The 13371-nt window shown below is 39.9% G+C and carries 15 protein-coding genes and 1 tRNA gene; 14 read left to right on the top strand and 2 right to left on the bottom strand.

The genetic code is table 11. The annotated features are described in order from the left end of the window. Positions 1-32: 32 nt before the first annotated feature. Complete coding sequence (lepB, locus tag MHI20_RS15790; RefSeq protein WP_039170157.1) at positions 33-599, top strand: signal peptidase I; 567 nt, start codon at positions 33-35, stop codon at positions 597-599. Between the two features lie 42 nt (positions 600-641). On the opposite strand, the gene MHI20_RS15785 is transcribed toward lepB, so the two are convergent. Continuing rightward, entirely contained in the window at positions 642-1934 is a 1293-nt protein-coding gene (locus MHI20_RS15785; protein WP_340939702.1) for a homocysteine synthase, read from the bottom strand. A 265-nt stretch (positions 1935-2199) separates the two neighbouring features. On the opposite strand from MHI20_RS15785, the gene MHI20_RS15780 reads away from it, so the two are divergent. The 12 genes from MHI20_RS15780 (at position 2200) to MHI20_RS15725 (ending at position 11443) form a co-directional block, all read left to right on the top strand. Further along, positions 2200-2355, top strand: a complete 156-nt coding sequence (locus tag MHI20_RS15780) for an FbpB family small basic protein (protein ID WP_034647783.1) — start codon at positions 2200-2202, stop codon at positions 2353-2355. A 162-nt stretch (positions 2356-2517) separates the two neighbouring features. After that, the gene (locus tag MHI20_RS15775) at positions 2518-3285 is read left to right on the top strand and encodes an ABC transporter ATP-binding protein (RefSeq protein ID WP_041507556.1); all 768 of its coding nucleotides are present in this window, start codon (positions 2518-2520) and stop codon (positions 3283-3285) included. A gap of 14 nt (positions 3286-3299) precedes the next feature. Further along, a complete protein-coding gene (locus tag MHI20_RS15770; RefSeq protein WP_047947123.1) occupies positions 3300-4289 on the top strand; it encodes an aliphatic sulfonate ABC transporter substrate-binding protein in 990 nt (329 codons plus the stop codon). 44 nt (positions 4290-4333) lie between these two features. After that, a complete protein-coding gene (locus MHI20_RS15765) occupies positions 4334-5122 on the top strand; it encodes an ABC transporter permease (protein ID WP_340940407.1) in 789 nt (262 codons plus the stop codon). Positions 5123-5136: 14 nt separating this feature from the next. Beyond that, positions 5137-6279, top strand: coding sequence for an FMNH2-dependent alkanesulfonate monooxygenase (ssuD, locus tag MHI20_RS15760; protein ID WP_047947124.1), 1143 nt, complete (start codon positions 5137-5139; stop codon positions 6277-6279). A 541-nt stretch (positions 6280-6820) separates the two neighbouring features. After that, positions 6821-7033 (top strand): hypothetical protein, encoded by a 213-nt coding sequence (locus tag MHI20_RS15755; RefSeq protein WP_003211695.1) that lies wholly within the window; start codon positions 6821-6823, stop codon positions 7031-7033. Positions 7034-7148: 115 nt separating this feature from the next. Further along, positions 7149-7895: an ABC transporter ATP-binding protein gene (locus MHI20_RS15750; RefSeq protein WP_041507552.1), complete on the top strand. Its 747-nt coding sequence runs from the start codon at positions 7149-7151 to the stop codon at positions 7893-7895. Then, positions 7873-9339 carry a hypothetical protein gene (locus tag MHI20_RS15745; protein ID WP_340939695.1) on the top strand — a complete coding sequence of 489 codons (1467 nt, stop codon included), beginning with the start codon at positions 7873-7875 and terminating at the stop codon, positions 9337-9339. Before MHI20_RS15750 ends, MHI20_RS15745 begins: the two co-directional genes overlap by 23 nt. Beyond that, positions 9323-10228, top strand: coding sequence for a PqqD family protein (locus MHI20_RS15740; protein ID WP_008349091.1), 906 nt, complete (start codon positions 9323-9325; stop codon positions 10226-10228). The genes MHI20_RS15745 and MHI20_RS15740 overlap by 17 nt, the downstream gene beginning before the upstream one ends. Further along, on the top strand, positions 10225-10506 hold the full coding sequence (locus MHI20_RS15735) for a hypothetical protein (RefSeq protein WP_309173642.1): 282 nt from the start codon (positions 10225-10227) through the stop codon (positions 10504-10506). Before MHI20_RS15740 ends, MHI20_RS15735 begins: the two co-directional genes overlap by 4 nt. A gap of 79 nt (positions 10507-10585) precedes the next feature. After that, the gene (locus MHI20_RS15730; RefSeq protein ID WP_025206994.1) at positions 10586-11242 is read left to right on the top strand and encodes a hypothetical protein; all 657 of its coding nucleotides are present in this window, start codon (positions 10586-10588) and stop codon (positions 11240-11242) included. Between the two features lie 127 nt (positions 11243-11369). Continuing rightward, a tRNA-Gly gene (locus MHI20_RS15725) sits at positions 11370-11443 on the top strand. A 96-nt stretch (positions 11444-11539) separates the two neighbouring features. On the opposite strand, the gene MHI20_RS15720 is transcribed toward MHI20_RS15725, so the two are convergent. Continuing rightward, entirely contained in the window at positions 11540-12136 is a 597-nt protein-coding gene (locus tag MHI20_RS15720) for a hypothetical protein (protein WP_017360378.1), read from the bottom strand. An 83-nt stretch (positions 12137-12219) separates the two neighbouring features. Between MHI20_RS15720 and queG the strand changes: the two genes are divergently transcribed. Next, positions 12220-13368, top strand: coding sequence for a tRNA epoxyqueuosine(34) reductase QueG (gene queG, locus MHI20_RS15715; protein ID WP_041093435.1), 1149 nt, complete (start codon positions 12220-12222; stop codon positions 13366-13368). Positions 13369-13371 lie beyond the last annotated feature (3 nt).

The raw sequence follows: 13371 nt of genomic DNA, 5'->3' as shown, positions 1-13371 counted from the left end.
CATTTTGTCCTAGGGGATTTCAGGAGGAGCTTATGACAACAAATACAAAAACACAAAAAAAGAAATCAGAATTATGGGGCTGGATCAAAGCCATCTTAATCGCATTTATTGCTGTTTTTATCATTCGCAACTTTTTATTCGCACCGTATATTGTGAAGGGGACTTCTATGGAACCAACACTGCATGATACAGAGCGGGTGTTTGTGAATAAAACAGTCGATTACTTCGGCGATTATAAACGCGGACAGATCATTGTTCTTGATGGGGAAGACCGCAGTACTCACTATGTGAAACGATTGATTGGTTTACCTGGTGATAAAATCGAAATGAAAAATGACCAGCTATATGTGAACGGTCAAAAAGTGGCGGAGCCTTATTTAGCATCAAACAAAAAGAAAGCTGCCGCAGATGGCACCTTGTTGACACCTGATTTTGGTCCTCTTACAGTCCCTAAAGGAAAGTACTTTGTCATGGGTGACAATCGCCAAAACTCAATGGACAGTCGCAATGGTTTAGGTCTTTTTACAAAGAGTGACATTCAAGGGACAACATCATTCGTGTTTTATCCCTTCCAAGATATTCGCTTAATCAATCACTAATCAATAAGAAAAAGCACACAGGCGTGTGCTTTTTTTGTTTGGTTAAGACTGACTTTTTGAAATCGCCTGTTCTAGATCTGCCAGAATATCTTCAATCGCTTCTGTTCCAACAGATAAACGAATAAGTTCTGGTGTCACCCCTGTGGCTTTTTGCTCTGCTTCACTTAATTGCTGATGCGTTGTGCTGGCAGGGTGGATGATGAGTGACTTAGAGTCGCCTACGTTTGCAAGATGTGAGAAAAGCTGAACCGAATCAATGAGTTTTTTTCCTGCGTCTTTGCCACCTTTAATGCCGAATGTGAGGATGGCACCTTGTCCTTTTGGTAAATAAGTTTGAGCCAGCTCAAAGGATTCATGGCCTTCAAGACCTGGATAGCTGACCCATTCTACAAGAGGATGATCTTGTAAAAATTGTGCTGTCTTCAATGCATTTTCACTGTGGCGTTTAAGACGTAGATGCAAGGTTTCTAAGCCTTGCAAGAGTAAAAATGAGTTGAATGGTGATAATGCCGCCCCTAGATCACGTAAGAGCTGTACACGTGCCTTTGTGATATAAGCCGCTTCCCCAATTGCTTCCGTATACGTCAGGCCATGATAGCTTGGGTCTGGTTCAGTCAGTCCTTTGAACTTATCGCTATCACCCCAAGGAAACTTGCCGCTGTCGACGATGACTCCGCCAATGGATGTGCCGTGGCCGCCGATGAATTTCGTCGCTGAATGGACGACAATGTCTGCGCCAAATTCAATCGGTCTTAACAAATAAGGGCTGGCAAGTGTGTTATCCACAATTAGAGGGATATGGTGCTTGTGTGCAATGGCTGATACGGCTTCAATATGTAAAATGTCGCCTTTTGGATTTCCGATGCTCTCTGCATACACTGCTTTTGTTTTATCTGTAATGGCTGCTTCAAGTTCTTCAAGGTTTGAGGAATCCACAAACTTTACTGTTATTCCAAGTTTTTTCAAGGTATGCGCAAATAAATTATATGTGCCGCCATACAGACTGCTGGAGGATACGATTTCGTCACCAGCTCCTGCAATGTTTAAAATGGAGTAAGTGGTCGCTGCTTGTCCTGAGGAGACAGCAAGTGCACCAATTCCACCTTCAAGCTGAGCGATCCGTTTTTCAAACACATCATTTGTCGGGTTCATAATACGTGAATAAATATTACCGGGTTCCTGAAGTCCGAATAAATTCGCCGCATGCTCACTATCTCTAAAACCGAAAGAGCTTGTTTGGTAAATAGGTACAGCTCTTGAATAGGTGGCTGAATCCAGTTCTTGACCTGCGTGTATTGCTTTTGTTTCTAAACGAAATTGAAGTTCTTCTGACATGTGTGTATCCTCCTTTTGTTAGATAAAACCAACTACTTTAATAAGAAATATTTAATAAGACTATAAATCTTGTTTACTGCCCGGTCAATCATTTTTTAGATAAATCTGAAAAAACAATAAATATAGTTGACATGTCGGAATAGTATGTATTAACATAAGCATACTGAAAATACCAACAAAAATCGCTGATCGGTCAACCGAAGGCTCGTTCACTCAGGCATGAGTGAAGGGCCTTTTTTTATTTTAATCAGGAGGGAAGCTGAAGATGGAGAAAAAGAAAAAACGAAAAAAATACAGAAAACATTTGGATATCACGTTAGACATTTTGATTGAGCGGAACAAATATGAGATTTACAGCAATCAAGAACGAATAGAAGAAATTTACGATCGTATTGATGAAAAGCATACAAGGTCGAAATAACCATTTTATAAAATATAGTTGATTTATAGGAATAATATGATTTAGGATGGTGCTAACAACTCAATATGAATAGCTGATCGGACAACACGAAGGCTCTTATCTCTCTTTTGGGATAAGGGCCTTTCTGTGTATTTATCTGATGACAAGAGGAGTGAACTTGCAATGACTATTTCCATTGATATTGTGGATAAGTCTTTTTGGAAAGACAAACAAACCATTCAAGTGCTTGAAAACGTAAGGCTCACCATCGTTCCTGGTGAATTCGTGACGGTGATTGGTCCGAGCGGATGCGGGAAAAGTACATTGCTGAAGATGATTGGAGGCCTTGATACAGATTATGATGGGCAGATCGTGATAGGAGAAAGGCGTGTGGTAGAACCAGGAATGAAACAGGGCTTTATCTTTCAAGAGCATCGCTTGTTTCCATGGCTGACGGTCGAAGAAAATATCGCTGCCAATTTCAATTTAAAACAGGTGGCTGTTCGCCGCAAAGTGGATGAATTAATTGAAATTGTTCGGTTAAAAGGTTTTGAACACGCCTATCCACATGAGCTTTCAGGCGGGATGTCACAACGTGTTGCTATTGCAAGAGCACTCCTGCGTGATCCGGAGATTTTATTGCTTGATGAACCTTTTGGTGCGCTAGATGCATTTACACGGAAACACTTACAGGATGTACTGCTGGATATTTGGCAGGAGAAAAGAACAACGATGGTGCTTGTCACTCATGATATTGACGAATCCATTTATTTAGCCAATGAAATTGTGCTGTTACAAGCAAGACCCGGTCGAATTCATAAAATCCTTCCCGTGAACTTACCATTCCCGCGGAATAGAACGTCAACAGCTTTTCAGAGCTTAAGACAAAGGGTGCTTTCAGAATTTGAGAAAACAGATGAGCTGTTACTGACGAATGGCTCAGGAATTTAAGGAGGTCAAATTGAATGAAAAGGCAAAAAAGGATCGTTCTCTTTCTGGGTATCCTCCTTGTATTAGCTGGGTGTGGTCAAGCAGCGAATGGATCAGAAGACAAGCCGAAAGAGATTCGGATTGGGATTCAGCAAAGTCTAAGCCCACTTCTTTTAGCAAAGGAAAAAGGGTGGTTTGAGCAATCATTTGAAAAAGAAGGTGTGAAAGTCAAGTGGGTGGAGTTCCAAAGTGGTCCTCCCCAATTCGAAGGACTCGCCGCCAATCAATTAGATTTTTCACAGGTTGGTAATTCACCTGTTATAGCTGGTCAGGCAGCAGGTATTGATTTTAAGGAAATTGGTTTATCTCAGGATGGGTTAAAGGCGAATGGGATTTTAGTGAATAAGAACAGTGAGATTAAAAAAGTAGAAGATTTAAAAGGAAAAAAAATCGCCGTTGCCAAAGGAAGCAGTGGTTTTGACTTTTTATACAAAGTATTAGATCAGGCTGGTTTATCTGCAAAGGATGTTCAGATCATTCAGCTTCAGCCGGATGAGGCAATATCTGCGTTTGAAAATGGATCAGTTGATGCTTGGTCGATCTGGGAGCCGTTCTTATCACTTGAAACGATAGAAAAGGGAGCAAAGCTACTGGTTAATGGAGAAGCGACCGATTTATATTCACCTGGATTCACACTTGTCAGATCCAAGTTTGCCGATGAGTACCCTGAACTAGTGGTGCAATTTTTAAAAGTATATGACAAAGCGGTGAAATGGCAGAAAGACCATCAACAGGAAGCCATTACACTTTATGCTCGTTTGAAACAATTAGATCAGAAGGTGGTGACACAAGTATTAAACAATACAGAGCCGCTCAATGAGCCCATTTCTAAGAAGATCATAAACGCTCAGCAGCATACAGCTGATTTTCAATATCAAACAAAGGCGATTCAGCGGAAGATTGATGTCAATCAGGTGGTAGATAATTCGTTTATTGAAAAAATGCTGAAAGAGGAGAAGAGTTGATGAAAGCTGCATCTAACCCAGCCCTTGTGACTAAAACTGAGCGAATGAAGAAAAAAAGGAGAAAAGCTTCATCCTTCATCATGTTAAAAGGACTTGTATTACCTGCTTTACTCATTGCGATTTGGCAGGGAGCTGCTGCTTCCCAAATCGTTTCTTCTACTGTACTACCTGCACCCACTGTCATTGCGGAATCTTTTCGTGAGTTGATTCGTTCCGGTGAGCTGTTTGGCCATCTTTACATCAGTCTCTACAGAGCAATATGCGGGTTTTTACTTGGGGGAGGTTTAGGACTTGCGATGGGTCTGTGTGTCGGTTTTTCTAGGAAAACCGAGCAGTATGTAGATCCGACCTTGCAAATGCTGAGAACAGTTCCTCATTTAGCGGTGACTCCTTTATTTATTCTTTGGTTTGGTTTTGATGAATCAGCGAAAATTTTATTGATTGCACTTGGGGCTTTTTTTCCGAGCTATATCAATACTTTTCTAGGAATTCGCAGTGTAGATAACAAGCTTTTCGATGTGGCTCGCGCTTTAGAGTTTAATCTGTATCAAAATATCACAAAGCTCATTTTACCTGCTGCCCTTCCTCATATTCTTCTGGGCGTGAGGCTTTCATTAGGCATTGCCTGGCTTGGTTTAGTGGTGGCTGAATTGATGGGGTCGAGTAGTGGAGTTGGCTACATGATTATGGATGCAAGACAATTCTCGCAAACGGATAAAGTGTTTGTAGGGATTATCATCTTTGCGGTAGTTGGTAAGATGACTGATTCATTTGTACGGCTGTTAGAAAAGCGACTGCTCAAATGGCGCACAAGTTATCAAGGTGAAAAATAATAGGAGGCGATATGATGAATATTCTATGGTTTATTCCAACGCATGGGGATGGGCGTTATTTAGGATCTTCGAAAGGGGCAAGACAGGCAGACTATCCGTATTTTAAACAAATTGCTCAAGCTGCCGATCAGCTTGGGTACACAGGGGTCTTGCTGCCTACTGGTAGATCTTGTGAAGATCCATGGCTGACAGCGGCCGCTTTAGCTGCAGAAACAACCCATTTAAAGTTTCTTGTGGCTCTTCGGCCAGGGTTGATGCAGCCATCTGTTGCTGCTAGAATGACCTCCACATTTGATCGGCTTTCAGGCGGGAGACTGCTGATCAATGTTGTAGCGGGAGGAAGTAAAGAAGAACTTGAAGGAGACGGGCTATTCATTTCTCATGATGAACGCTATGAGGCAGCAGAAGAATTTTTGACCATCTGGAAGAGGTTATTGAAAGGAGAGAATGTTCAGTTTCAAGGGAAGCATCTGCAAACACAAAATGGACGGCTGTTATTTCCACCAGCTCAAACACCACATCCACCCGTTTTTTTTGGAGGATCATCAGAAGCAGGCATTCAAGCCGCTGCAAAACATACAGATGTTTATTTAACTTGGGGCGAGCCGCCTGCACAAGTAAAAGAGAAAATCGCACAAGTGAAAAAGCAGGCTGAAAAGGAGGGAAGAACGGTGAGGTTTGGTATTCGACTTCATGTGATCGTGAGGGAAACGGAAGATGAAGCTTGGCAGGCAGCGGAACATCTGATTCGTCATTTAGATCAAGAGACTATTGATGATGCGCAAAAGACTTTACAAGGGATGGACTCAGTAGGGCAAAAACGAATGGTTGAATTACATCAAGGGAATAAAGAGAAGCTTGAAATTAGCCCTAATCTTTGGGCGGGCATTGGCTTAGTTAGAGGCGGGGCAGGAACAGCGCTCGTCGGGGACCCGCATACAGTAGCAGAACGTATAATAGAATATCAGTCTCTAGGTATTGATACATTTATCTTTTCTGGTTATCCGCACTTAGAAGAATCTTATTATTTAGCAGAACTTGTTTTCCCGCTTCTCCCATTTAAAAGAAATGGTGATGCAGGACCACACGTTCCTGCTGGTGAAATTATTGGGAACAATTACTTTCCTGATACAGCCTCTGCTGCAAGTTCCTCATAAATGAAAGCAAAGCAGTCATACTTGTCGGGCTGCTTTGCTTTTTTTATAGAAAGAGAAGCAAGTAAAATGATATGTGCTGTGGAAGAAGGCAAGGGCTTTTTTCCCAACAGTTTTTCTTGTATATACATATTTTAAGAGACAAGAGAAGAAGGAAAATATGCTCACTCTTTTGTCGGAATTATCAGTTAATATGTCGTATTTGATGTGTTAACGACATATAATTAGGACTTTTATATCTGATATATCGGGGGAATTCTTTCTATCTCAAAAAAATGAAAGATTAAATAGAAGAGATGATGAAAATGAACTATTTGAAAAAAGGCAGAAAAAAGATGGATTTATTGCCAATATATGGGTTTTGTGGTTCTTATGTTGTGGTGAAAAATAGTAAAAAAGGGAGAATTTATACAGTTGAACATGAATAATTGAATAAAAAGTCACATTTTATACGAAAATATGTTCGGTCAAAAATGGGATCTTCTGTTGATGTTTGGAGTGTGACGCCTATGATACGATCATCATAAGCTGGGAGGTGAAAAGTATGACTTATGCAGCGCCGCAAGTTGACTATTCCACTATGGAACCTGCTATTATGGACCAAGCTTGGTTCTTAGTATTTGTTGCTGTCCTTCTTGGATTGGGAGCAACAGTTGTTCTAGGAGCAGCAGTTTGGTGTTTAGCAAACGGCAAGGGTAGCTTTACAGGAGCCGTTCAGTGGGAAAGTGGCTTAAAAGTCCAAATTGAATGTAAGTAGCTATACTTAGGATTCATCTTTTTACTTCTTAGATAAGACACCAGGGCTAAACCGTCTGTGGCGGGCGGTTTAGCCTGATCTGTTTTTAAAGAATATGCAGACACTTGGAGGTTATATGTTTACGATCGAGAATTTAACCAAGACGTATAAAAATAACGTGACTGCTGTCAATGATTTTCATTTGAAAATTGCCCCTCATCAAATCGTTGCTGTGGCTGGACCAAATGGATCCGGTAAAACAACGATGATTAACTGTGTACTCGGCATCATTAAGCATACAGAAGGAACCATTCATATCAAGGATGTCACAAATGATGATCCATCCTTTAAAAAACAAGTCGCCTATGTTCCAGATGATCTGCTGCTCCCTGAAGCATTGACTGGTGCTGAATATTTAGATTTTGTTTCTTCTATGTATGAATGTAAAACAATTCAAAGAAGAAATCAACTAATTGAATTGTTTGATATGGAAACAGCTTTATCAAGACCGATTGAAACCTATTCCCATGGAATGAAAAAAAAGACACAGCTGATTGCTGCCTTTATGCTTGAGAGTCAATTAGTGATCATGGATGAGCCCTTTAGAGGACTTGATATTGAAGCGGTTATAAACACAAAGAAACTGATGAAACGTTATGCCGAGCACCATGGTGCAATCTTGCTTTCAACGCATGATATGCTTTCAGCGGAAGAGCTGTGCCACAAGATCGCCATTATTTCTAAAGGAAATAAAATGGATGAAGGAACGGTTTCAGCCTTAAAAGAAAAGTATCAATCAAGCACATTGGAACAGGTGTTTCTGAAAGCTTCAATGTTAAGTGATAGGGGTGCACATTTTGATGAAATCATTAATCATTTCTAAAATGATGCTTAAAATGTGGCAGCAGGAGATGTATAAGCTCTTTGATACTCAAACGAAGCGAATCATTGTGGTCTTATTCTTTTTGTTTGCAGTCACAATGGGAGCCATCATCGGATACAGTTTTACGGGTGTCTTTATGAAGGCTTTCTTAAATGGAGATGAACGTTCACTTGGGTTGTTGGTTGTGTCGATGGCAATCAATGCATCCATTTTTACAAGCTTGTTATTTGTGCTGATCAAAGTCAGAACACCTGAACAAGATCGTTTTTCTATGCAGCTCAGCTGGTTTCCGCTGTCTACCTTTCAAAAAAGTCTTGGTTACTTCATTCCGATGGTGACAGTCGTGACAGGGCTTGTTTTATTTTTCATCGGGATCTTGCTTTTACCTAATTTTATTGCACAAGGGATCGGTATTTTCTTTATTCTTACATTCTTTTTGATGGTGCTGTTGCAATCGCTCTTTGTCTTAACACTGCTTCAGCTCATTTACAACGTGACTTATTTACTCGTACTAAAATTAAAATTACCGTTGCAAAAATTTGCAGCGATATTTGTTTTATTAGCGCTAGTTGTAGCGTATGGAATGACACATTTTGACATCAATCAAATACAGCAATCATATGTACAGTTTGATTATCATTTGATGTATTTTACAGCGCCCTTTTTCTTAGCGGCACAAGGGATGTCTCCTGACGGGGTGAATTATGCGATTTTGATCCTCTTCATCTTATTATCTGCGGGAGGCGCATTTATTTCTCTTGCTTTAATGCCAATTATGGCTGAGAAAAAAGCGTTAACCTTTCTGCACAAGCTGCCATTTTCATCTTCGAAAAAGTGGTCACTCATTGTAAAGGAAATAAAGTCACAAGTGAGAAATGAAGAAAATATTTTAAACTTTCTTATCCTCCTTATTGTCATTTTATTTGTCCGTTATCAGTTTGCCTTCCGCTTTGAAGGAGAAGCTTTTTTTGTCTTATGTGCGCTAGCTGGGTTAACAGCTTTTAATTCATTTGGCAATGACAAACGTATGCTTGGGATGTATAAAACGTTTGGTCTAAGGCCATGGGAAGTGGCTCTTTATAAGTTTCTCGGACTTTTGCTCGTTGGTGTGATCCAAATTGTTTTATTTATGATCACAACACTGACGCTCCCGGATCAGATCTGGATCGTGTTGATTGGCGCTGCTGTCTTGTGTAATGCAACGGCTCTCTTTTATGTGGTAGGTATTTTATTACCCCTTGATCGAAATAATCCATACACAGGTGTTTTCTCGTTTGGAGCGCTTATTTTAATCATGATTCCGATTGTATTTATTGGAAACTATGTGATAGGGGAATCGAGTCAAATGCTTCAGTGGCTGCTTGTGGCAGGATTTGAATGTCTGCTCATCTTTGCCATATATAAAGGTTTTTCATGGAGGTATTCACATGATTCAACTTCTTAACAATAAGCTAAAGATTGAGCGGGTACCGGCACTTGCGCCATATGTGACTTTACAAAAAAGGCATTTGACTGATACGCAGTACGGAAGCTCACTTCCAATTAACGAAAGTGCATATCATATGTTAACGAAAGTGGATGGTCAAAGGACAGAGGCGAGTATTACGGCAGAACTCGCCGATTTGTTTCAGGTCGATGAGTCTGTGATTGCCCGCGATTTTTATCAATTGATGATGGGGCTGAATCAGCATCACTTGCTGTCGATTCATTATCAATCACCATATCGGACTGTCACAGCCTTCTGTCAATTTTTTAAGCAGTATCAAGTAAAGATGAAAGAGCGGTTTGACTGCACGGGTCATTCATTTCTTCACATATTGGGTACGGCTCTGCTGATGGTGACGCGCAAAATCATCTTTTTCTGGGTGCTCTTTATGATCATGGCGGGAATCGCCTTTTTATTTATTCCTGATCCATCGATTGCAGCCATTGCAATATATTTTACGATTATTTATTTTGGATTAATTACTGGAACTGCCTTGCATGAGGCGGCACATGGGTATGCACATCGGAAGTTCGCCGGCCGGGATGGTCCTCAAGGCTTTTTTGCGAGCGATATGATGTCTGTGAAATTTGTGAGGCCTGTTTTAGATCCGTTTCAGAAAAAACAGGTGTGGATTACACTGCTTGGTCCGCTTTTGCCGGGGCTCATTGGCGCAGCCGGAATCATTGTGACTGTTTTATTTCTAAAAGAAAATCCAATTTCGACAGGGTTTTTCATTTTTTCAATCACGTATTTTATTCAATTACTCTACCTTCTTCCGTTTATGGGGGATGGTAAGTCTATTATGAAGCAGTTATTGCTTGGTGGAATGGGAGGACAACGATCATGAACGTTCAGGCAATGAAACAAGGTGCAATTGTTGGTAGTTTCCTAGGTTTCTTAGGTTTTCCGATGCTGACCATTGGTGTTCTGTTCTATCACTTATTTCAATCAAAAACAAATGATGAATTATTATTTAACAGTCTTGCTTTTGAGATGGAAGGTTCGTCTGCATTTACGTTCCAAATCAAACCAAACTTTTTTATTTATATGGTTGTCATTTTTGCTGTCAGTTTTCTCATTGTGGCATTCCTATCAGCCATGAAACAGAAAAAAGCGAAAGATTAGGAGAATTTTCCTAATCTTTTTTTGTATAATCAACCAAATTTTAGTATAATAAAAAACAAAAGTATAAAAGGGGATATCAATGATTAAGAAATGGAGCATTCTTTTATTGACTGTTTTTCTATTAGCAGGATGCGGCGAGAAGGCTGCAGAAACAACAACGACAGAGAAAACGGTCTCTAAAATAGAAACAGAGTCTGACTCTAAAAACCAAGTAACGATTGAAAAAATGAAATTGACAAAGAAAGAAAAAAACTTACTAGAGGCATCAACGACGAATGAAATAGTAGCTCTTACACTTAAAGGATTAACGAAGAATGATAAGAGTATTACGTTTATCGGGAGTCACTACAAAAATGGCCGGCTAGTTGATAAGGAAGTATCTTCTTCGACTTTTACGTTACATCAGGATGGAACTGACCAAACGATGAATATACTTTTACAATTAAGAGATGAGAAAGATACATATGAATCACAATTTAGTATGTGGTCAGACAACAAGAATGAGGGAATGACAAAAGCAACAGCAAGTTTTCCGTTCAAAGTAAGTGATTATGTTTTTTCTGCACAATCTGATACTGTCAAAGTCTCTCCTGGAGGAAAGGCACTGATTGCGTATACTGCGGCAATGGGGAAAGACGGAAATTCACCGATGCTTGAAGTGATTGAGAAAAATCCTAAGCAAGCGCTGAAGAATAAGTCACATGCCTACTTATTTTATATCCAGCTCGATAAATAACTATCGTAATATATATGGAGAATATGAAATTTTTTGACGAAAAATCTTCATATTCTCTTGACGAATTATTAAGAAAGTTGTAACATAATAAAAGTCAACGCAATGATGTTGTCTTTAAAAGATTGATGCGGGTGTAGTTTAGTGGTAAAACCTCAGCCTTCCAAGCTGATGTCGTGAGTTCGATTCTCATCACCCGCTCCAATACATAATTTTGTTTATAACGCAGTATTTCGTTTCATAGATAAACGAAGTGTTGCGTTTTTTATTATGTCAGTATAATGTAAAAAGCACTGTGACCTACAGTGCTTTTTCAATGAGTTCATATTTACTTTCTCCACCATGTATTTGTATAAACATCTTCGTCAAGGATTGTATAAGTGCCTCACTCTTTTCCCGGGAAATAGATGGTGGGAAGAGAATGATTTGAAGAATGCTTTTTGTATCTTGAGAAATTTGAGCTTTACTTGCTTGAGAAAATAACCCTTTAAGCTCTGCGCCATCCTGCCATTCAATATGACCAGTTTCATTTTTGGATAATGAAAGAGGTCCTTTCAATTGATCGGCATCTAATGTAAGGATAGGCAAGAAATATTTTAATGAAAAAAATATCGACAAATCCTGTACGGAATTGGTCGAGTCAATAAATTGTTCTTTTTGAATATCAGCAAGAAGCGGAAGAAAGGGGACACCTTCTAGAAGATTCGTCCATTCTTTGATCGCTGGTACTTCTTCCAAAGTTTGATCTTCATATTCAAAAAACAAAGATTCTTGAAACAGTCGCAGTCGGCCTTTTAACATTTGAGGGGATTTTCCTATCTCAATATGTGAATATTCAATCTGTCCAACATGGATAGACGGGCTTTGAGGTTGGGAGATTTCCATTTGTATCTTCACAGTGACTCACTCCAATCGGTCATGATACACTCGTATTATACTGAAAACAACTGAAGAAACAAAGAAAGGAGGTTTGCAAGGTGATTCATGTTGGACAATTAAAAGAAGAGTTAATTCAATATGCGAATGAAATTGGTGTCGATAAAATTCGATTTGCAAGTGCTGATACATTTGATTCATTAAAGGACCGCCTCATCTTACATGAATCGTTAGGGTATTTGTCCGGTTTTGAAGAGCCTGATATCGAAAAACGAACAAATCCTGCTTTGCTGCTTCCAAAAGCAAAATCAATTGTCGCCATTGCGCTCGCATACCCTTCCAAAATGAAAGATGCTCCCCGAAGTACAAAGGATGCAAGAAGAGGGATTTTTTGCAGGGCTTCATGGGGAACTGATTATCATGTTGTGCTGAAAAAAAAGCTCGACATGCTTGAAGAATTTTTGCGCAGTAAACACGAAGATATTCGGACAAAATCAATGGTGGACACAGGTGAATTGTCTGACCGTGCTGTAGCCGAACGTGCTGGCATTGGCTTTAGTGCAAAGAACTGTATGATTATCACACCAGAGTTCGGATCTTATGTCTATTTGGCTGAGATGATTACAAATGTTCCATTTGAACCGGATGAGAAAATAGAAGACCAGTGCGGAACTTGTAATAAATGTGTGGATTCATGCCCAACGGGTGCTCTTGTGAATCCAGGCCAGCTCAATTCTCAAAGGTGTATTTCGTTTTTAACACAGACAAAAGGGTTTTTACCTGACGAATTTCGCTCGAAAATAGGGAATCGGTTGTATGGATGTGATACGTGCCAAACGGTCTGCCCAATTAATAAAGGGAAAGACTTTCATCTACATCCTGAAATGGAGCCGGACCCTGAAATTGCAAAACCGCTCTTAAAGCCACTGCTGACAATCAGCAATCGTGAGTTTAAAGAGAAGTATGGTCATGTTTCTGGATCATGGCGAGGGAAAAAGCCTATTCAGCGGAATGCCATTTTGGCACTTGCTCACTTTAAAGATGCATCTGCTTTGCCAGATTTGGTTGACCTGATGCATAAAGATCCAAGACCGGTCATTCGAGGCACGGCTGCTTGGGCAATCGGTAAAATTGGCGATGGTCAGCAGCTTTCAGAACTGGAAAAAGCCCTTGAGCGGGAAAGTGATGAAGAAGCAAAACAAGAGATCATCAAAGGGATTGAATTGTTACAAACACCTTTAAATACTAAATAACCT

This window comes from Bacillus sp. FSL K6-1106, from assembly GCF_038005245.1.
Lineage (GTDB): Bacteria > Bacillota > Bacilli > Bacillales > Bacillaceae > Bacillus > Bacillus altitudinis.
The sequence above is the reverse complement of the archived record's forward strand: the minus strand, read 5'-3'. Positions and strand labels throughout refer to the sequence as shown.

Excerpts from the sequence above, each read along its gene's own strand:
- lepB (WP_039170157.1), top strand. The coding sequence starts at position 33 with ATGACAACAAATACAAAAACACAAAAAAAGAAATCAGAATTATGGGGC.
- MHI20_RS15785 (WP_340939702.1), bottom strand. The coding sequence starts at position 1,934 with ATGTCAGAAGAACTTCAATTTCGTTTAGAAACAAAAGCAATACACGCA.
- MHI20_RS15780 (WP_034647783.1), top strand. The coding sequence starts at position 2,200 with ATGGAGAAAAAGAAAAAACGAAAAAAATACAGAAAACATTTGGATATC.
- MHI20_RS15775 (WP_041507556.1), top strand. The coding sequence starts at position 2,518 with ATGACTATTTCCATTGATATTGTGGATAAGTCTTTTTGGAAAGACAAA.
- MHI20_RS15770 (WP_047947123.1), top strand. The coding sequence starts at position 3,300 with ATGAAAAGGCAAAAAAGGATCGTTCTCTTTCTGGGTATCCTCCTTGTA.
- MHI20_RS15765 (WP_340940407.1), top strand. The coding sequence starts at position 4,334 with ATGAAGAAAAAAAGGAGAAAAGCTTCATCCTTCATCATGTTAAAAGGA.
- ssuD (WP_047947124.1), top strand. The coding sequence starts at position 5,137 with ATGAATATTCTATGGTTTATTCCAACGCATGGGGATGGGCGTTATTTA.
- MHI20_RS15755 (WP_003211695.1), top strand. The coding sequence starts at position 6,821 with ATGACTTATGCAGCGCCGCAAGTTGACTATTCCACTATGGAACCTGCT.
- MHI20_RS15750 (WP_041507552.1), top strand. The coding sequence starts at position 7,149 with ATGTTTACGATCGAGAATTTAACCAAGACGTATAAAAATAACGTGACT.
- MHI20_RS15745 (WP_340939695.1), top strand. The coding sequence starts at position 7,873 with ATGAAATCATTAATCATTTCTAAAATGATGCTTAAAATGTGGCAGCAG.
- MHI20_RS15740 (WP_008349091.1), top strand. The coding sequence starts at position 9,323 with ATGATTCAACTTCTTAACAATAAGCTAAAGATTGAGCGGGTACCGGCA.
- MHI20_RS15735 (WP_309173642.1), top strand. The coding sequence starts at position 10,225 with ATGAACGTTCAGGCAATGAAACAAGGTGCAATTGTTGGTAGTTTCCTA.
- MHI20_RS15730 (WP_025206994.1), top strand. The coding sequence starts at position 10,586 with ATGATTAAGAAATGGAGCATTCTTTTATTGACTGTTTTTCTATTAGCA.